Consider the following 20277-nt stretch of genomic DNA (forward strand, 5'->3'; position numbering starts at 1 on the left):
TCTAAAAGGGAGGGAACAAGAAAATGGCAAAAGAAAAGAAAAATGTCGTTGGGCAAGAGAGTATCCCACCTATGGGACTCCGGGTCATCGCCCGCGAATTTCTGAAAGATAAAGTGGCGATTGTTTCATTAGTCATTTTAGTGGCGATTTTACTATTCGTCTTTATTGGTTCGATTTTTCTAGACCAATCAAAAGTAATGTATGTCAGTATTTTAGATAAATACGCAGCCCCAGGTTCTGTCTCAATGGAAGGAACAAAATTCCTTTTGGGGGCAGATGAGGGTGGCCGTGATATTTTTGGTCAGCTAGTGATTGGTGCCCGTAACTCGATTATGATCGGGTTCACTATCACAGTTGTTACCTCAATCATTGGGGTTGGCCTAGGGATTATCTCTGGTTACTATGGCGGTTTGATCGATAACATCTTGATGCGTATCGTCGATTTCGTTATGATCCTACCAATCATGCTGATTATTATCGTATTTGTATCTGTTATTCCGCGCTACACTATCTGGTCCTTTATTTGGATTATGAGTGCCTTCTATTGGGTCGGAAAAGCGCGTTTATTCCGGAGTAAGACTTTGTCAGAAGGTCGCCGGGATTACGTTAGTGCTTCGAAAACGATGGGAACTAGTGATTTTAAAATCATGTTCCGCGAAATTATGCCTAACTTGAGTTCATTGATCATCACCAACTTGACCATGAACTTCGCAGCTAATATCGGGATCGAAACGACACTGACTTTCTTAGGTTTTGGTTTGCCGACAAATGTACCAAGTTTGGGAACATTAATCGGGTTTGCTGCCAGCGGAGACGTTCTGGTTAACAAACAATGGATCTGGTTACCTGCATCAATTCTAATTTTAGTATTGATGTTGAGTATAAATTATGTTGGTCAAGCATTTAAGCGTTCTGCCGATGCTCGTCAACGACTAGGATAAAGAGGAGGACAAAGGATGAAGAAAAAGATTTTTGGATTTGTTGCATTAACAGTAGTTGCTGCAACTGGATTCGCTGCTTGTGGCGGCGGTGGTAACACGGATTCAACTGGCGGCGGCAACAGTGCCACTGAAACAGAGGATCTAAGCAAATTCCCATTGGAAATGCCAGCGGGAGAAGCAAAAGAAGGCGGAACATTAGATGTAGCTGTTGTAACAGATACACAGTTCCAAGGCTTATTCATGTGGGAATACTATCAAGATAACTATGATGCCCAATACATGGAACCTTCTCATGAAGGCTTGTTCTTAGTGGATAAAGACTTCAAGATCGTTGATGGCGGGATTGCTAACTTAGAAATCGACCCAGATGCGAATACAGCAACCATCAAATTACGCGACAACGTAAAATGGTCTGATGGTGAACCTTTGACAGCTGATGATGTGATTTTCTCTTATGAAATCATCGGTGACAAAGATTACACAGGTATCCGTTACGATAATACCTTCACGAACATTGTTGGTATGGAAGATTTCCACGATCAAAAAGCAGATACGATCTCTGGTATCACTAAAGAAGACGATCACACTGTGAAGATCCAATATAAAGAAGTAAACCCAGGTATGCAACAAGCTGGTGGTGGTGTTTGGAGTTATGCGGCACCTAAACATGTCTTGAAAGATATTCCTGTCAAAGATATGGAATCAAGTGATCCAGTTCGTAAGAGCCCAGTAACACTTGGACCATACAAAATGACTAACATTAAACCTGGTGAGTCTGTAGAATACACACCAAATGAATTCTACTATGGTGACAAACCAAAATTAGATAAAGTAGTCTTCAAGTCAGTTCCTTCTGCTTCAATTGTAGAAGCATTGAACTCTAAACAATACGACATGGCAAAAGTAATGCCAACAGATACGTACCCTAGCTACAAAGATCTAGCTGGTTACACAATCTTAGGTCGTGAAGAACAAGCTTACACTTATATTGGTTTCAAATTAGGTAAATGGAACGCGGATGAAGGTAAAGTTGAATACAATCCAAATTCTAAAATGGCCGACAAATCATTGCGTCAAGCAATGGGTTATGCGTTGAACAACGACTCTGTTGGGGAAAAATTCTACAATGGTCTACGGACTGGCGGAACTACATTGATCCCACCAGTATTCGGTACATTGCATGATAAAGAGATCAAAGGCTACACTGAAGATCTTGATAAAGCCAACAAATTGTTAGATGACGCTGGCTACAAAGATACAAATGGCGACGGCATCCGTGAAGACAAAGATGGCAAAGAATTAGTAATCAAATTTGCTTCTATGTCAGGTGGCGAAACTGCACAACCATTAGCAGATTACTATGTACAACAATGGGAAAAAGTTGGTTTGAAAGTAGAATACGCAACTGGTCGTTTGATTGACTTCCAAGCGTTCTATGACAAACTGAAAAATGATGATCCAGAAATCGATGTCTTCCAAGGCGCTTGGGGTACTGGTTCTGATCCATCACCTACCGGCTTGTACGGACCAAACTCTGCTTTCAACTACACTCGCTTCGAGTCTGAAGAAAACACGAAATTGTTGGCAGCTATCGATTCAAAAGATTCATTTGACGATGCAAAACGTAAAGAAGCTTTCGATGCATGGCAAGAATATGCCTTTGAAGAAGCTTACGTAATCCCAACTCTTTACCGTAACGAATTGTTACCAATGAACAACCGTGTAACTGGCTTTACTTGGGCTTATGACACTACTGTTAACCCTTGGGCTACAATCGGCGTAACGAGCGACGACCGTCAATAATACGATACAGAAAAGATCAGGTCTTAGGGCCTGATCTTTTTATCATAAAAGAAACCATTCCCCCTGATAAGTCAGTGAGGAATGGTTTCTTTTGCTTATTGCGCTTTTAATTCTTTTTCTAACTGTAATCGTTGTACTTTCATCGTGGCTGTGCGAGGGATATCTTCAAAGGCCATTAAAATTGGTTCGTTTAGATGGGGCAGATCAGCCACTAATTCCCACCAAGCATCCCAGTCCATTTCGTGTTGTTGGGCCACCGCTAAAATCGGTTGCGGACTGTTTTCTTTCCCACGAACGATTACGACTTCTTCTAAGAAAGGCAGACGATCCAGTAAAAAGTCTTCTAAGGCTAGGTTGCTGTCGATGTTTTCAATCAGATCCACTTGGCGGTCTTTCAGATACAAATGACCGTTTTCAGCAATCAGCCCATAGTCGCCGCTGTCCCACCAATCACCGTAGACATTTTCAGCAAAGCGCGCATCTTCTTGGTAATAAGTTAAGGCACGACCTTTTGAATACAGTTGGATATGACCATTGGTATTGACAGGAAGTTCATTGCCCTCAGCATCTGTTATCCGGGCTTTCGTTAGATCCGCCAAGCCAACACCCATGTCGCGGGCATCAGAGGTTGCCAGAGAAGCTAAAGTATGAGCTTTTAAAATCATCGGGCCACATTCACTTTGACCGTACACTTGTAAAAAGATTGGGTCAGGCTGTTGTGTTGCTTCTAAAAAGGCCGCCATTGTTTGGTTATTGATGGCATCAAAAGTAGAATGATAATACCGTAGGCTGGCAAAAACTTCAGGATTACTTTTCGCCAAAGCAGCCCACTGTACGAAATTATTAGGATGGGTTTCTAGCGCGATCGGTTGATACTGGGTCAACATCCGACTTAAATGTGCGGGACGGTGACCTGCTAACGGCATCATAGGAAAGCCCATAGCCATTAGGGAAGAAACACCAATGTTAAAGCGGGAGTGAACTGGTGAGATATGAAAAGCCACCAATTTTTGCTCTGCAATTTTTGTGAAGATTGTTTTTTGCCATTTGGTGCGCCAGCCCATAGAACGTGCTGAATGGCAAATTAATTTTGGAATACCGGTAGTACCAGAAGTATGCGTCACATAAGAAATTTCATCTAGTGGTAGCTCTGTTTGGGCTACTGGTGTATCCGGCAGCAGTAACAGATCACGAATGGCAATGCGGTGATCCAACGGGTGATGGCTTAATTGCGCAACTTTTTCTTCGGTTTGTTCATCAAAAACGATGAAAGGCTGACCTAAACGCGTCACGAAAACATCAATGGTGCTGGCTGGTAAATGATAGGAAACCATCACTGGTTTGGCAGCTAAGTAAGATGCCGCAACTGCTAATAAATAAGTATCAAATTTAGGACTTTTATAAAGGATCACGAAATCACCAGCTTTGACACCGGCAGCTGCTAATTGAGCAGCCCGTTTCAAGACTTCCTCATGGCTGGCTTGGTAGGTCGTTTCATAGCCTAAGGCGGGGAAAGCCGGCAAGAGCTCATCTAAAATAATGGACACTTCAGGCGTTGCCAAAGCAGCGTCACGGTAGTTGTTGTAGAGATTTAGTGGTTGATAAGTCAAATCAGTCGTCAAATAAAACACTTCCTTAAGTTAAAGTTTGTGTAATACATTACAAATGCGCATTTATCATAACACAAGAAGCAGTCAGCTACTATGAATTTTTGAGAAAAGCTGGCGAAAAGTCGATTGGGTGAAAAGCATTTAAAAAAAAGTCAAAAGCAAGTATAATGAGGAGTAATCAATAAACAAAAAAGGAATGTGAAAGATGGACCATCAATTAACCCGTGAACTAAATGAACGTTTCGGGATCCTCTTCCATGATGGGGATCTATTGGAACAAGCTTTCACCCATTCATCCTATGTGAATGAGCATCGCCAACTGAAATTAGCGGACAATGAACGGTTGGAATTTTTAGGAGATGCAATTTTAGAATTGCTGGTATCCGACTATTTGTACCGCGAATTTCCACAATTACCAGAAGGAAAACTAACAAAAATGCGTGCGGCAATTGTACGGGAAGACAGCCTTTCCAAGTTTGCCAAAGAATGCCATTTTGACCAATATGTCAAATTAGGTAAAGGGGAAGAAAACTCTGGTGGTCGCGAACGACCAGCCTTGTTATGTGACCTTTTTGAAGCTTTCTTAGGCTCGCTATATTTAGATCAAGGTTTAGCTGCGGCTAAAGCCTTTATTGAAACAGTGGTTTTCCCTAAAATCGCAGCAGGTGCTTTTTCACATGAGATGGATCACAAGACCCGTTTGCAGGAACTATTGCAACGGCGTGGGGATGTCCAAATCGAATACCGCTTAGTCAAAGAAGAAGGCCCGGCCCATGACCGTATTTTTTGGACGGAAGTCTATGCTGACGGTGAACGAATTGGCGAAGGGCAAGGACGCTCAAAGAAATTGGCCGAACAAAGTGCCGCAGAAGCAGCTTTGGCAAAACTCTAAGCTGTTGGAAGGAGAAACAATTAGGTGTATTTAAAACGGATCGAATTAGCAGGGTTTAAATCCTTTGCTGATCGAACAACGATTCAATTTGAAAATGGCGTCACCGCCATCGTGGGGCCCAATGGTAGCGGCAAAAGTAATATCACGGAGGCGCTGCGGTGGGTCTTGGGGGAGCAGAGCGCTAAAAATTTACGGGGCGGTAAAATGCCCGATATTATTTTCGCCGGTTCTGAAACCAGAAAACCGTTGAATATTGCCGAAGTGACGATTGTGCTGGATAATAGCGATCACTATTTAGGTCTTGATTTTAGTGAGATCAGTGTCACGCGACGCTACCGCCGTACCGGCGAAAGTGATTTTTTCATTAATAAGCAGGCTTGTCGTCTAAAAGATATTCAAGACTTATTTATGGATTCTGGTTTGGGGAAAGAATCATTCTCCATCATTTCCCAAGGGAAAGTGGAGGCCATCTTCAATAGTAAACCAGAAGAACGGCGCGGTATTTTTGAAGAAGCCGCAGGCGTTTTGAAATATAAAGTCCGTAAACGCAAAGCTGAGCAAAAGCTTTTTGAAACAGAAGACAACTTGAACCGGGTCCAAGATATTATTTATGAATTGGAAGATCAACTGGCACCTTTAGCGGAGCAAAGTCGCATTGCCGCACGCTTTTTAGCCTTAAAAGAAGAATTGACGACGGTGGATGTCGGTTTAACAGTCCATGAGATTAAGGCCAATCAAGCGACTTGGGAACGAGTAGCAGCTGAATTAGCTGATTTAGCGAAAGAATTGGCGGAAATTGCGGAGACTATCGAAGCCCGTGAGTCTTCTTTATTGGATCTGCGGCAAAAGCGGCAAGAATTGAACCAGTCAATGGATCAGATTCAGCAGCAATTGTTGCAACTGACGGAAGCCTATAAGCAGGCAGAAGGGCAACAGGAGCTGCTGTCTGAGCGTTCAAAGCACTCTGCTTTAACCGCCACCGAATATCAGCAAAATTTGGCTGAATTGATGGCGGCAGCAGAACAGCTAAAGACCGAAATGGCAGAGTTGAAAACCACCAGTGAAGCGCAACAAAACCGTTGGCGCAGCCTAACCGCAACGTTGCAGGAATTAGAAGAGCAAGTGGCGTTTTATAGTCGTTCTTCTAAAGAGCTTCTAGAGGAACTGCGAAGTGAATACGTAGAAGTCATGCAGCAGCAAGCCAATACATCTAACGATTTGAAGCACTTGGAAAAACAGTATCAGCAGGAAACGGTAAAGAATAAGCAAACATTGCAAAATCAAGCAGCCATGGAAACACAATTACAAGAAGCAAAAGAGGCTGCCAAGCAAAGCGCGACGACCGTAGCCCAGCAAGCTGAGCTGTTAGCCCAGCAACGAGCTGCTTATAGTGAGAAACAGCAGCAGCTAAAACAGCAGCAACTGCGTTTTGATCAAGAACAAAAGCAAATGTTCCAATTGATGAATCGTCTGCAACAAACAAAAGCGCGCCAAACTAGCCTACAAGAAATCCAAGAAAATTATACCGGCTTTTACCAAGGTGTACGCTACGTTTTACAACACAAACAGAAATTGACGGGTGTCGTAGGTGCCGTGGCTGAACTGATGGAAGTGCCAACAGAATTGAATTTGGCGATTGAAACGGCCTTAGGCGGGGCTGCCCAACATATCGTGATGACGGATGAACAAGCGGCCCGTCAAGCGATTACCTTTTTGAAAGAACAACGGGGTGGTCGGGCGACTTTCTTGCCTTTAACCACTATTAAACCGCGGCAACTGAGCCCGCGCCTGCGTCAGCAAGTCCAACAAGAAGGTTTTGTGGGAGTTGCCAGTGAATTAGTCCAGTTTAGTGAAGAATTGACCACAATCGTTGAAAACCTGTTGGGAACAACGGTTATTGCCACTGATTTAGCAGCAGCCAATCGCATTGCTCGGGCTAGCCAATACCAATGCCGCGTGGTTTCATTAGAGGGAGATGTCATGAACCCAGGTGGTTCCATGACCGGTGGTGCTAATAAACGGCAAGGACAGGGCTTATTCAGTCATCAACAAGAATTGACCCGTTTGACGGCTGAAAAAGAGCAGCTGGAAGCCCAACTAACTACCCAGGAGCAACAAGTTCAGCAGTTGGAAAAAGCGGTCAAAACGGCGTTGCATGAGCTAGAGAACGATCGTGCTGCTGGCGAAGAAGCCCGTTTACAAGAACAAAAAATGACGGCTGCTTTAGAAACAGCACAGGCAGAGGTCACTCGATTAGAAAAAGAACTCCGCTTGTTCCAGTATGAAACCAAAGAGCTACAACGCTTTTTGACCGAATATGAGACCCAAAAAGCGGAATTGACTGCAACCAAAGCGGCGCTGGAAACGAAGCGTCAGCAGTTAGATGAGCAAATGGCCGAGCTGGACCAAGCTTCAACCGAACGAGAAGCCAAACGCAGCCGTCTGCAACAAGAGTTGGCACAGCGGCAAGCCGAGTTGGCAGCTTTGAAGGAACAGCAAAGCTTTACGGAAAGTCAATTACAAGAACGAGAAAATCGCTTGGCTGAAAATCGTTTGAACCAAGAGCGTCTTTCTAACCAATTGGCGGCTCTTTCGTCAACCGATGTTGACCAACAGCTGTCAAAAGAAGGCTTGGCGCAGCAGCTGGTGCAGCTAGCAGAGAAACTTTCCGCTATGCAAGCGACTTTAGCGGCGAAAAAAGCCGACCGTGAGGCGACCCAAGCAGCCGTCGATCAATTGGATCAACAAGTGAGTGCCGACCATCGCCGCCAGCAAGAGCGATTACAAGTGAAAGGTCAGTTGGAGGTCCAAAAAAATCGCGCCGAGTTGAATTTAGACCGGCTCCTAGTCCATTTACAGGAAGAATATAGCTTGAGCTTCGAAGCTGCGGAAAAGGCAGAGTTGACGATAGCAGAAGCCGACGCCCGAGCTGCAGTTAAACGTTTGAAACAAAGTATCAGTCAATTAGGACCTGTCAACTTGAATGCCATTGAGCAGCATCAACAAGTAGAAGAGCGTCATGAATTTCTGACCTCCCAGCGCGACGACCTGCTGCAGGCCAAAGATCAACTGTTCGCCACAATGGCGGAAATGGATGAAGAAGTCAAACAGCGTTTTGCCGAAGTTTTCGAGGCAATTCGTGGCCAGTTTAAGCAAGTCTTCCCTAATATGTTTGGTGGTGGCCGTGCCGAGTTGCGTTTGACAGATCCCAATGATTTACTGAATACGGGGATTGAAATTGAAGCGCAGCCGCCAGGCAAAAAATTGCAAAGTTTGAGCCTTTTATCCGGTGGAGAGCGGGCCTTGACCGCCATTGCTTTACTATTCTCTATCATTCGCGTGCGACCAGTACCTTTCTGCGTGTTAGACGAGGTAGAAGCGGCCTTGGATGAGGCTAATGTCAGCCGTTTTGGTCGTTATCTAAATAGCTTTGAAAAAGATACGCAATTTATCGTAGTAACTCACCGTAAGGGAACCATGGAAGCCGCCGATATATTGTACGGTGTGACCATGCAAGAATCCGGCGTTTCTAAGATTGTTTCTGTTCGTTTAGAAGAAGTGAAAGAAGGCGGGCGAATCGAGGCCCCACAAGGAGAAGCTTTATGATTAAAATGATTGCCATTGATTTAGATGGCACACTGTTAACCGACCAAAAACAAATCTCAGTTGCGAATAAAGCGGCATTAGCCGCAGCCAAAGCGCAAGGCGTCAAAATCGTTCTATGTACCGGTCGTCCTTTGACAGCTATCGAAGGCTACTTAGAAGAATTACAGCTAACGGAGCCAGGTGATTACAGCATCACCTTTAATGGTGGTTTAGTCCAAAAAAATGATACTGGTGAAATTATGGAAAAAGCGGCGCTAAGTTTAGCGGAAGTTTTAGAAATTGCCCAGCTGGCCAGTGATCTGTCACTACCATTAGACGTCTTAGTAGACGGTTTGGTGAAACAACTGCCGACAGCAAGCAGTCACCCTTCCATCTACGGGGAGTTGAATCGATTATTGACCTTTGTCCCAGCAACCTTAGCGGAATTAAATGAGCTGGAAACCTATAATAAAGTGGTAGTGGCGATTGAAGCGAACTACTTGGATCAGCAAGCTGCTTTGATACCAACTGAATTTCGTGATAAGTATGAGGTGATTAAAACTCGTGCTAATCTACTAGAATTTATGCCGAAAGGAATCACTAAAGCCTATGGGATTGAGTTATTGGCTGGTGATTTAGGTATCACTGCCGCGGAAGTCATGGCAATTGGGGATGAAGAAAACGACATTCCCATGATTGAATATGCCGGTATCGGGGTGGCGATGGCTAATGCGGTGCCCGCTGCCAAAGCAGTGGCGGATGTGGTGACCTTAAGTAATGAAGCTGATGGGGTGGCCCAAGTTGTACAAGAATATGTATTGAGATAGGAGGGATCCTGTGGGATTTTTTGATAAAATCAAAAAGGTTTTTACTGGTGAAACAGAAGAACCGCAAACAGAAGTACAAGAAAAATATGATAAGGGTCTCGAAAAAAGTCGGAAAACCTTTGGGGAACGCATGAATGAGCTGTTTGCCAATTTCCGTACGGTAGATGAGGACTTTTTTGAAGAATTAGAAGAAACACTGATTGGGGCCGATGTCGGTTTTCAAACGGCAATTAAAATTACCGATGAATTGCGCCAAGAAGTCAAATTACGGAACGCAAAAAAACCTGCTGAGGTTCAAAACGCGATTATTGAAAAACTAGTGGATCTATATGAAGCAGAAGGAATCAACGAACACAATGAACTGAACATGCAGCCTGGTTTGACTGTTATGTTGTTTGTAGGCGTCAACGGAGTAGGGAAAACCACCAGCATTGGGAAATTAGCCCATCAGTTTAAAGAAGAAGGTAAAAAAGTCTTATTAGCGGCTGCTGATACCTTCCGAGCAGGGGCTATTGATCAGTTAGTGGTTTGGGGCGAGCGTGCCGGTGTCGAGGTTGTTCGCGGCAAAGCTGGCGGCGATCCAGCTGCTGTCGTTTTTGACGCAGTGGAACGCGCCAAGGCGGAAAATGCGGATGTATTGTTAGTGGATACAGCCGGACGTCTGCAAAATAAAGTCAACTTAATGAAAGAGCTGGAAAAAATCAAACGGGTCATTCAGCGAGAATTACCAGATGCGCCTCATGAAGTATTGTTAGTGGTGGATGCCACAACCGGGCAAAATGCCATGGTTCAAGCAAAGCAGTTTAAAGAAACCACCGATGTAACTGGCTTAGTACTTTCTAAATTAGATGGTACTGCTAAGGGTGGGATTGTCTTAGCAATCCGCAACGAATTACAATTGCCAGTGAAATTAGTAGGACTTGGAGAAGGTATTGATGACTTAGAACCATTTGATCCAACGGAATTTGTGATTGGACTCTTTAAGGGACTAATCCAAGAAACGGATTAAAATAAGCAGCATTGAAAGCAGGAGACGCACGTCACACTCCTGCTTTTTTGTTTTCTACAATAGCTGTGAGCAGAACCATTCTTTTTTTACCTGACTTTCTATATAATGGGCTAGAAACCTAAAGAAAGCGAGAAACGTGATGAATTATCGAAACCTACTCCAAACACCGGCTCTTAAACCGTTATTATTGACGGCTCGTTTTGGTTTGGAAAAAGAAAGCCAGCGAGTGACTAAAACAGGCCAATTAGTCAAGACAAATCACCCAGAAGTGCTGGGCAACCGCAGTTATCATCCATATATCCAAACAGACTTTGCTGAAACCCAGTTGGAATTGATTACACCGGTAGCTAACTCAGTGACTGAAGTCCTCCGTTATTTAGAGGCGATTCATGACGTGGCGCAACGCTCCATGGCGCTAGACGAAATGATGTGGCCTTTAAGCATGCCCCCTGCCTTGCCAGCGGACGATGCCGAAATCGTGATTGCGAAGCTAGATACCCATGAAGATGTCTTGTATCGTCGCTACTTAGCGCGAGCTTATGGCAAACGGAAACAAATGGTTAGTGGTATCCACTTTAATTTTGAATTTGATGATGCGCTAGTGCAAGGATTGTTCACCTTGCAGGATGAGTACCAAACCCTGGCAGATTTTAAAAATAATCTCTATATGAAAGTGGCCCGCAATTATCTCCATTCCCGCTGGCTAATCACGTACTTATTTGGCGCAGCAGCTGTCGCAGAAGCGGGCTATTTTGACCAAGCACTAACGACGCCAGTCCGCAGTATCCGCAACAGTCGCTTTGGTTATACCAATAAAGCAGATATCCAAGTTTCCTATAAAGATTTGACGGCTTATTTAGCCGACTTGGCGCATTTAATCGAGACTGGGAAACTTTCTGAGGAAAAAGAATTTTACGCGCCTATCCGGTTGCGGGGTGGGGCTAAAATGGCTGACCTGCCTAAGACGGGAATTCGCTATATTGAATTGCGTAACTTGGATCTGAACCCCTTTGCTCGCAGCGGTATCGACAAAAAAACACTAGAATTCATGCACCTTTTCATGCTCTTTATGTTATGGCAAGAAACGGCGGACGCACCTGATACGTGGGTGGGGACCGGAGATGATTGGAATGAATTAGTCGCCTTGGAGCATCCGCTAGTTCAAACCAAGCTGAAGGCAGAAGGCCAAGCCTTATTTGATCAAATGCATCAATTTGTCGCTGAATTAGACTTGCCGACAGCTGTTCAAGAAGCGGTCAGCTATTTTGAGCAACTCTTAGAACATCCCGAATGGACGTTAGCTGGACAAATGACCATGGCGGCTGAAAAGGGTCAAACAAATGCCGCTTTAGGAGTTGCTTATGGACAAGATTATTATGAAACTGCCTGGGAGCGGCCCTATCAACTGGCTGGTTTTAGCGGAATGGAATTATCCACGCAAATCTTATTGTTTGATGCAATCCAAAAAGGTCTTGAAATCGACGTAATGGATGAGACTGATCAGTTTATTTCCTTGCGCCATCACGAGCATTTGGAATATGTTAAAAATGCCAATATGACGAGCAAAGACAGTTATATCGTGCCATTGATTATGGCAAATAAAACAGTCACCAAAGAAGTGTTAGCCAAGGCAGGTTTCCGTGTTCCTCTAGGCCAAGAATTTGCTACCCGTGAAGCAGCGCTTGCGGCTTATGAGCTATTTAAGGGTCAAGGAATCGTGGTAAAACCTAAAACTACTAATTATGGCATAGGTATTTCGATTTTTAAGGACGGCGCTAGTGAAGAAGACTATCTGACGGCGATTGAGCTGGCCTTTGCGGAAGATCAATCCATTTTAGTAGAGGAATTTTTAGCGGGGACCGAATATCGTTTCTTTGTACTTGATGGCAAGGTACGGGCGGTCTTGTTGCGTGTGCCGGCTAATGTCACTGGGGATGGTCAGCGGACCATTGCTGAGCTGGTGGCCGAAAAAAATCTGGATCCCTTGCGCGGTAGTCACCACCGTGCACCATTAGAACAAATTCAGCTAGGCGGCATTGAAAAACTGATGTTGAAGGAACAAGGCTTAACGCCAGATAGTGTGCCGAAAGTTGGCGAAATCGTTTATTTACGTGAGAATTCCAATGTCAGCTCTGGTGGGGATTCAATTGATGTGACTGAGGCGATGCACCCCAGCTACCGGGAAATCGCGCAGCAAGCAGTTACCGCAATCGGCGCGGCCATCAGTGGCATTGACTTGATTATTCCCGATGCCCAAAAGCCAGCCCAAGGGTCACAAGATTATGGCATCATTGAAGCAAACTTCAATCCTGCCATGCATATGCACGTCTATCCCTTCAGCGGAAAAAGCCGCCGACTCACGATGGATGTCTTGCGGCTGCTATTTCCGGAAATGAAGCTGTAAAAATTTAACCATGCTAATAATGAAAGCCCCCAAGGAGTTTAACTCTTCGGGGGCTTTTCATTAGCTTAAGAATGTTAATATTCCAACTCTTTAATCGCAATTGTCTGTTTTGTTTCTTCTACTTGCAGGCCAGTTTTTTCTTCCCACCAGTTTTTCATTTCGCGTTCGTAAGTAGTTGGAAAAGCAGCCAAAACTTCAAGCATCGGCTTGTTTTGTAGCTTCGCATAAGGATAATTCAGCATTAAATTATATTTCAGCTCTGTCAGTAGGCTGTAATATTGGAACATCATATAATGCAATTCTTCCTCTTGCTCACTAATCAAGACATGAGGCGCTCCCTTCAGCATAAAGCCAAAACTACGCATCATGAAGGTGAAGGCATCCATGTTGTCATTGTCGATGTAATCGACTTCCCGTAAAAGCTCGATATGGGCATTCAATGCTTGTGCTAACTCTTTTTTTAAAGATTCATTCGTCATCATTTGTCCTCCTCCTTATGGAAAAGTCGGTCCCAAAAACCGGCTTTTTTTGGTGCGGTTTGGGGTTGGGCTGCGGGGATTGTGTACTTTTCAGCGATATCTACGGTTTGTTCGTTGACCGCCTCTTTAGCGGTTAAGACTAAGCCCATGGCGTCGTCTGTATTGCTGACGTGATCGTTGACAACAGTGAAATGGATATTCAATTCACTAGCCATTTTGATGTAGAGGCTCTGCACGCTTTGATCAACAGCGCCGTTCAGCAACATGGTTGCATCGGGATGTTCTTGAATGGCTTTTTTCAAGGATTCCCGTAAGGTCGCATTTTTCATTTGTAACACAGTCATAGTGATATATACACGCTCACGGAAAGTTCCCAGATAATGATGTTGCTCGTCAGGATTGACTAGTGGCGTCCCGTAAATTCCTTTGTCTAAATGTTGTTGTAATTCATCACTCATCCTATCACCTGCTCTGTTTTCGTTGGCTTCATTATAGCATAAAACCCTTTTCAAACGTCAAATCTCAAAAAGAGATTGCATTTTCATGCGAATTCACATACACTTTAGTAAGTAATAATGAAAATCATTCTCAATTAGAAAAGAGGAAATGAAATGCGTCGATTTTGGCAGATAAGTCTTCTGCTAATCGTTATTCTATTATCGCTGTCTGTGGGGGTCAGCGCCTTTGATCAGCATTTTTTTACATCTGCAGATCAACAATTTATTTTCTGGACGACACGAGTCCCCCGTACGTTAAGCCTATTGATTGCAGGGAGTACCCTGAGTGTTTGCGGTTTGGTAATGCAACATCTGACTCAGAATAAATTTGTCTCGCCGACAACGGCAGGCACCATGGATAGTGCGCGTTTAGGCATATTATTTGTCATGATTTTCCTGCCGCAGGCGCCGCTTTTACTGCGTTCGGCAGTTGCGTTTTTATTTGCCTTTGGTGGCACACTGGTTTTTGTTCAATTGACTCGATTTTTACCAGGGAAAAATCAAATCATGGTGCCACTAGTAGGGGTCATGTTTGGTAATATCATTGGTTCGGTGGCCACGTTTTTTGCCTATCAATTTCAATTAGTCCAAAATATGTCTTCTTGGCTGCAGGGAAATTTTGCAACCGTCATGCGGGGAAGTTATGAGCTATTATACATTGCAGTGCCATTATTAGTTATCTTATATTTATTTGCTCATTATTTCACCGTCGCTGGGCTGGGAGAAGAGGTAGCTCAGAATCTTGGCTTGAATTACCGCTTTGTGCAGGTGGCGGGTTTAGCTTTGGTTGCTTTAGCCAGTAGTTTAGTCTTAATCATGGTGGGGACGATTCCGTTTCTAGGTGTGATTGTTCCTAATCTGGTCTCACTGCGTTATGGCGATCAGATGAAAAAAACGCTGGGGATCACCGCATGGTTAGGAAGTATCTTTCTTTTGAGCTGTGATATTTTGGCGCGAATTGTCATTGCACCCTATGAAGTTCCTGTTAGTGTGATTGTGGGCATCATTGGTAGCATCTGCTTCATCACACTGCTAGTTAGGCGGCAACGAGCATGAAAAAATACCGTATTCTTTTACTTTTAGTGATTTTAGTTGTAGCTAGCAGTCTCCTTTTTCTAACCTACAAGACTTATGGCAACTGGGAGTTTGCCTTAAAGCTTCGCGGAATGAAGCTCGCCGCCTTTGTTTTAGTTGGCATCGTGACTAGTGTCAGCACAATTTCCTTTCAAACAGTAGCCCAGAATCATTTTCTCACTCCTAATATTTTAGGAATCGATGCCCTTTATGTCTTGATTCAAACTGCTTCTTTCTTTGTACTAGGAGGAAAAGCGATGTTGGGAAATCAAAATCTGGCGCTCTTTTTAGGCAATATTTTCCTTCTGACCTTAGCAAGTACATTTTTGATTCGCACTTTACTACGGCAGCAAAACATCTTTTTACTCCTAATGGTGGGGATGATTTTAGGAACGCTTTTCAGCAGTATCAGTACTTTTTTACAAGTCATCATGGATCCTAATGAATATGACCTATTGCAGGGAAAATTATTTGCGAGCTTTGGCAATGTGGATAGCCATTTTTTAGTAGCAGGTAGTCTTTTAGCCATTTTAGCTATCCTTTTTCTATGGAAACAAGCGCCGGCTTTAGATGTGTTGCATTTAGGCGTGGATCAAGGAATCAATTTAGGTTTGGATGTCGCGCGACTGCGCCTTTTAACCTTGGTAGCAGTCAGTTTGTTAGTCGGTATTGCCACGGCGCTAGTCGGGCCGGTTACCTTTTTAGGCTTTATTGTGGCTAATATTAGTTACCAATTGTTTCAGACCTATGAACACCGAACTTTATTTATTGGTGGCAGTCTATTAGCGATTTTATTTTTAGTTGCTGGCCAGTTTTTAGTGGAACAAGTCTTCCAATTAAATACGACTTTAAGCGTCGTGATTGAATTTACAGGTGGACTTTACTTTATTCTTAAAATCATTCGCGAAAGGCGGTTAACAGCATGATGGAAATGAAAGCTGTAAGTAAGCATTATGGCAAAAAACAAGTAGTGTCAGGGATTGATTTGCCTATTGCCACGCAAAAATTGACGGCCTTTATTGGACCCAATGGTGCTGGCAAAAGTACCTTATTGTCCCTCATGAGTCGTTTATTGCCTCATGACGCAGGTGAAATCTACCTAGATGGTAATGAAGTCAGAGCGTGGAAATCCAATGAATTGGCGCAAAAACTTTCCATTCTTAAACAGGCTAACGGTGTTTATTTGAAACTTACGGTGCGGGAGCTAGTGAATTTTGGTCGCTTTCCCTATTGTCACGGACGCCTGGGAGTAGAAGATGAGCAGAAGGTAGCAGAAGCGTTAGCGGCCTTAGGGCTTACAGAATTAGCGGAAGAACCTATCGATACATTATCAGGAGGGCAGCTACAACGAGCTTATATCGCCATGATCCTCGCCCAGGATACTGAGTATATCTTGTTAGATGAGCCTTTGAATAATTTGGATATGAATTTTGCTGTACAGATGATGCAGACGTTAAGGAGTCTAGTAGATGATTATGGGAAAACCATTATTATCGTCTTGCATGATATCAACTTTGCCGCAAGTTATGCGGATGAAGTGGTCGCTATGAAAAAAGGGCAGCTATTTGCCCACGGATCGACTGAAGAGGTCATCCAAAGCGAGGTCTTGAATGATCTCTATGAAATGGAAATTAAAATCTGCGAGATCGAGGGACGTCGATTTTGCATGTATTTTAGTTAAAAATTTTTTTTAGGAGGAAACAATGAAGAAGTTTATCTATAGCATGATGGTGGGAGCAGCCGTGTTACTGACTGCTTGTGGCAATGGGAGTGCCAGCACCGACAGTAGTAGCAATAGCTCCACCGAGGCAGCAACAGAAGTGACTATTCAAGACAGTGATGGCGAAGTGCCGGTTCCCAAAGACCCGCAAAAAGTGGTAGTCTTTGATAATGGCTCCTTGGATACCCTGGATGCTCTCGGTGTGGGGGAGCGAGTGATTGGTGCCCCAACGAAAAGCTTACCTAGTTACTTGGCAAGCTATCAAAAAGTTGAAAATGCTGGTGGTATCAAGGAACCTGATTTAGAAAAAATCAATCAGCTACAACCAGATTTGATTATCATTTCAGGACGTCAGCGAGATTTTAAAGAAGATTTGAATGCGATTGCCCCAACGATCTTTTTAAGTGTGGACGCAAAAGATACTTGGAATTCAACTAAACAAAACATCCAGACCTTGGCGACGATTTTTGGAAAAGAAACAGTAGCAAAAGAAAAAATTGCCACACTGGATCAAGAAATCACCGCACTTCAAGCCCAAGCCAAAGATAGTGGCAAAGCCTTAGTCACATTAGTGAATGAAGGCCAGCTGTCAGCTTATGGCAAAGGTTCGCGTTTTGGCATCATTCATGATACCTTTGGATTTCCCGAGGCGGATGACAAAATCGAAGCCTCAACCCATGGTCAAAGTGTTTCTTACGAATATGTTTTAGAAAAAAATCCGGATATTTTGTTTGTTATTGACCGAACGAAAGCGATTGGTGGCGATACCAGTAAAGACGATGTCGCAGCCAATGAATTAGTCAAAGAAACAAACGCCGGCAAAAATCATAAAGTAATCCAATTGGCACCAGATATCTGGTATCTAAGCGGTGGCGGCTTGGAATCCACTCAGAAAATGATTGAAGATGTTAAAGCAGCTTTTGAATAATCGATACTATGTAGAGAACTCCTTAACTTAAATAAGGAGTTCTTTTTTCGTAAAGAGCTTAATAAAAGAATGTGTTGAAATGTAAAAAAATGGGTTGGAAAATCGTAACTTTTTTGGGATTTGATAAGCTATTATGAAGTTAATAAATCTAGCAGGAGTGACGATTAATGCTACTAAAAAATGAAAAGATATCATTGCAGGTCGATGAGCATGGAACTGTTGAAAAACTAGTATTCAATGAAGATTCCTACAAAATGAATTGGGTGATTGATAAAGACTACCTTAAGCAAGTGGGCTATACTTCCCAAGATAAGTTATTTGGTCATTTTGAATTGAAGTTTGAGGATAAACTTTTTCAAAGTGTCACCATGGTGCCGACTATTTTCCAACAAGAACAGAGCTGTCAGATTATTTATGAGCTCAATGGCTTAGATGTGGTCATGAACTATGATCTTTCACAACCTAATCGGCTTGTTTGGCAGATTGCGGTACATAATAAAACCAGCTTACCGATGAAACTGCAACACTTCTCTGTTTGGAGTTCATTTGCTTATATGATGTTTCGAGATAAAAATGTGCAGCGTAATATTTTTCAATCGGCAGCGGTTTTCCCAACCATCTCCCCTGATTTTACTAAGCTTGCCGTAATGCGAAGAAGTGGCAAGGCCTCCAGTTTAGGGATATTTCAGACAAAAGGCCAAACACTTTCGCTAGGTTCTTATTGTGAATTTGAGAATAAATTTTTTGAAGCGGTTTCACCTTCGCTGGATGGTGTGATTTATCATAGTTTAGTACTTTCTGATAAGGAAAAGGCAGTCGCTGATTGGGTTTATCCTAACCAACAAATAGTGATTCCACCAGGAAATACTGTTGAATGGGAATATGTCATAATGGAGGTTCAGGATCAGGCTGATTTTTATGAAAAGGGCAGTCAACTGGGCCATCCAGTTTATCAATATGCTGATTTGGCGCTTGTCGATCAGCAATTTGAATTGGTCTATCAGAGCAACTCACCACTGGAAAAAGTCAATATTTATCAAGCGGGAACCTTACTGGAAAATCACAGGATTTCAATTCAAAAAAGTAAGATTCAAACTAGTTTTCAGCTTCCAGGTGAACACAAAATCGTGCTGTATTTTGAAGATGGGACGCAAGATCAGCTTATTATCAACGTTATGAGCGAATTGAAAGAATTGATTCAAGACCGGGTGACCTACTTATGTGAACAATCCTATCAAGAATCAGCTGGTGATCAGCAAGATGTTTTTCTACCAGTTTCCAATCAAGGGGAGTCACTTGGAAAAATGTCACTAGTTTTGAAAAAAAATCTTTTGGGGCAGACAGATCAAGTACAAATTGAAAAGGTAGAACGGAGTTTGAACCATTACGTTTTAAACAAGTGGTTTGAACAAGGTGATTTTACGAAACCAAAGAAGCTATATGGTGAATTTTATCGCGTAATGGATTTTGAATATTTAGGCCATCTATTATACCTATTAGCGCAAGTTCCTAATGACTATCTGCAATTAAATGACGCCAAGACTTACTTACTTTGGGCCGCCCAAGTTGTGGAATTGAGGATCAACCCAGATCTGCATACAGGCTTTCGCGAAAAGGAAGAGTCTGAGATGCTAGGGGTATTCTTTCTGTATATCGATGATTTACTGGCTGAATTGGAAAGAACGTTACCAGAACATCATGCCAAGCTTTCATTGTTGTGGGAGAATAATCTGTTTAAAATTTTGGAAGAGAAGAATGATTATGCAGCGGCAATGACGGAACATTTTTATGATAATGCTGGTTTTGGTCCAGCAGCGGCTTCTTTGGCCAATGCCCATTATACGCAAGAGTGTCGCTTATATGGTGATTTATTATTAGCAAATATTGGCTTTTCCAATGATTTTCGAATGCAAAACCCTGATCGCTGGTGGGAAGCCTTGTCGTACATGATCCATTCTTTATGGGGCGGAATCAGCGCTGCGGCTGCACTAGATGTCTTCCATGAAACCAAAGATCCACGCTATCTAGAGGCCAGTTATCGGGCTTTTATTGCCGTACTTTATTGCTATGATACCAACGCTAGCAACACAACCAAACTAGCTAAAGGCGCAGCCGCTTCGACTTTTGCGTGCGCCAAGCCCCACTACAACCGTGAAGATTTGGCTCATGCTCGCTTTGGCCAGGAGACTTTTGCTGGTGATGGTGGTATTTTCTCGAGTATTTTTTCGGAAGAGTCGCAGCAGACCAGCGATTGGGATATGGGGGAAGAGTTAGTTGCTTTTCTTGATCGTTTTGGGCAGGACGCCTATTGCTATGAAAGCGCTGGCCAGATAAAATGTATCAACTGCCATATTCAAACAGATAGCCAGAGCTATTTAGTCAATGATGCCCCTTATCCACGTAATCTTTATGTATTAACAAAGGGCGAACTAAAAGTGGTGGACAATTATGTACCGCTAACTCAGCTTTTTCAAGTAAACGTATAAAAGACGAGGGAGACCAGCTATA

At 43.2% G+C, this 20277-nt stretch carries 15 protein-coding genes; 12 read left to right on the forward strand and 3 right to left on the reverse strand.

What is annotated here, in order from left to right; all coding sequences use genetic code 11:
* Positions 1–23 precede the first annotated feature (23 nt).
* The gene (locus ECA01S_RS08905; protein ID WP_067394210.1) at positions 24–941 is read left to right on the forward strand and encodes an ABC transporter permease; all 918 of its coding nucleotides are present in this window, start codon (positions 24–26) and stop codon (positions 939–941) included.
* A 15-nt stretch (positions 942–956) separates the two neighbouring features.
* On the forward strand, positions 957–2744 hold the full coding sequence (locus ECA01S_RS08910; RefSeq protein ID WP_067394212.1) for an oligopeptide ABC transporter substrate-binding protein: 1788 nt from the start codon (positions 957–959) through the stop codon (positions 2742–2744).
* 95 nt (positions 2745–2839) lie between these two features.
* On the opposite strand, the gene ECA01S_RS08915 is transcribed toward ECA01S_RS08910, so the two are convergent.
* Positions 2840–4366 carry an AMP-binding protein gene (locus ECA01S_RS08915; RefSeq protein WP_067394214.1) on the reverse strand — a complete coding sequence of 509 codons (1527 nt, stop codon included), beginning with the start codon at positions 4364–4366 and terminating at the stop codon, positions 2840–2842.
* A gap of 193 nt (positions 4367–4559) precedes the next feature.
* On the opposite strand from ECA01S_RS08915, the gene rnc reads away from it, so the two are divergent.
* From rnc to gshAB, 5 genes are all read left to right on the forward strand, one after another.
* Complete coding sequence (gene rnc, locus ECA01S_RS08920; protein ID WP_067394217.1) at positions 4560–5246, forward strand: ribonuclease III; 687 nt, start codon at positions 4560–4562, stop codon at positions 5244–5246.
* A gap of 24 nt (positions 5247–5270) precedes the next feature.
* The gene (smc, locus tag ECA01S_RS08925; protein ID WP_067394220.1) at positions 5271–8852 is read left to right on the forward strand and encodes a chromosome segregation protein SMC; all 3582 of its coding nucleotides are present in this window, start codon (positions 5271–5273) and stop codon (positions 8850–8852) included.
* Positions 8849–9658, forward strand: a complete 810-nt coding sequence (locus ECA01S_RS08930; protein WP_067394222.1) for a Cof-type HAD-IIB family hydrolase — start codon at positions 8849–8851, stop codon at positions 9656–9658. Before smc ends, ECA01S_RS08930 begins: the two co-directional genes overlap by 4 nt.
* Before the next feature lie 10 nt (positions 9659–9668).
* On the forward strand, positions 9669–10667 hold the full coding sequence (ftsY, locus tag ECA01S_RS08935) for a signal recognition particle-docking protein FtsY (protein WP_067394224.1): 999 nt from the start codon (positions 9669–9671) through the stop codon (positions 10665–10667).
* A 139-nt stretch (positions 10668–10806) separates the two neighbouring features.
* A complete protein-coding gene (gshAB, locus tag ECA01S_RS08940) occupies positions 10807–13071 on the forward strand; it encodes a bifunctional glutamate--cysteine ligase GshA/glutathione synthetase GshB (protein ID WP_067394411.1) in 2265 nt (754 codons plus the stop codon).
* 74 nt (positions 13072–13145) lie between these two features.
* Here gshAB and ECA01S_RS08945 read toward each other — a convergent pair whose 3' ends face one another.
* Both ECA01S_RS08945 and ECA01S_RS08950 read right to left on the reverse strand, forming a co-directional pair.
* Positions 13146–13553, reverse strand: a complete 408-nt coding sequence (locus tag ECA01S_RS08945; RefSeq protein ID WP_174519975.1) for a hypothetical protein — start codon at positions 13551–13553, stop codon at positions 13146–13148.
* Positions 13550–14008, reverse strand: coding sequence for a YueI family protein (locus ECA01S_RS08950; protein WP_067394226.1), 459 nt, complete (start codon positions 14006–14008; stop codon positions 13550–13552). Before ECA01S_RS08950 ends, ECA01S_RS08945 begins: the two co-directional genes overlap by 4 nt.
* A 153-nt stretch (positions 14009–14161) precedes the next feature.
* Between ECA01S_RS08950 and fitA the strand changes: the two genes are divergently transcribed.
* The 5 genes from fitA to ECA01S_RS08975 all read left to right on the forward strand — a co-directional run bounded on the left by fitA (position 14162) and on the right by ECA01S_RS08975 (position 20255).
* Positions 14162–15103 carry an iron chelate ABC transporter permease FitA gene (gene fitA / locus ECA01S_RS08955; RefSeq protein ID WP_067394228.1) on the forward strand — a complete coding sequence of 314 codons (942 nt, stop codon included), beginning with the start codon at positions 14162–14164 and terminating at the stop codon, positions 15101–15103.
* On the forward strand, positions 15100–16047 hold the full coding sequence (fitB, locus tag ECA01S_RS08960) for an iron chelate uptake ABC transporter family permease subunit FitB (protein WP_067394231.1): 948 nt from the start codon (positions 15100–15102) through the stop codon (positions 16045–16047). Before fitA ends, fitB begins: the two co-directional genes overlap by 4 nt.
* Positions 16044–16802, forward strand: coding sequence for an iron chelate ABC transporter ATP-binding protein FitD (fitC, locus tag ECA01S_RS08965; protein ID WP_067394233.1), 759 nt, complete (start codon positions 16044–16046; stop codon positions 16800–16802). The genes fitB and fitC overlap by 4 nt, the downstream gene beginning before the upstream one ends.
* A gap of 22 nt (positions 16803–16824) precedes the next feature.
* Positions 16825–17769 carry a siderophore ABC transporter substrate-binding protein gene (locus ECA01S_RS08970; protein WP_067394235.1) on the forward strand — a complete coding sequence of 315 codons (945 nt, stop codon included), beginning with the start codon at positions 16825–16827 and terminating at the stop codon, positions 17767–17769.
* 167 nt (positions 17770–17936) lie between these two features.
* A complete protein-coding gene (locus ECA01S_RS08975; RefSeq protein ID WP_067394238.1) occupies positions 17937–20255 on the forward strand; it encodes a hypothetical protein in 2319 nt (772 codons plus the stop codon).
* Positions 20256–20277: the final 22 nt, after the last annotated feature.

The sequence above is a fragment of the Enterococcus canis NBRC 100695 genome (genome assembly GCF_001544375.1).
Taxonomy (GTDB): Bacteria; Bacillota; Bacilli; order Lactobacillales; family Enterococcaceae; genus Enterococcus_H; species Enterococcus_H canis.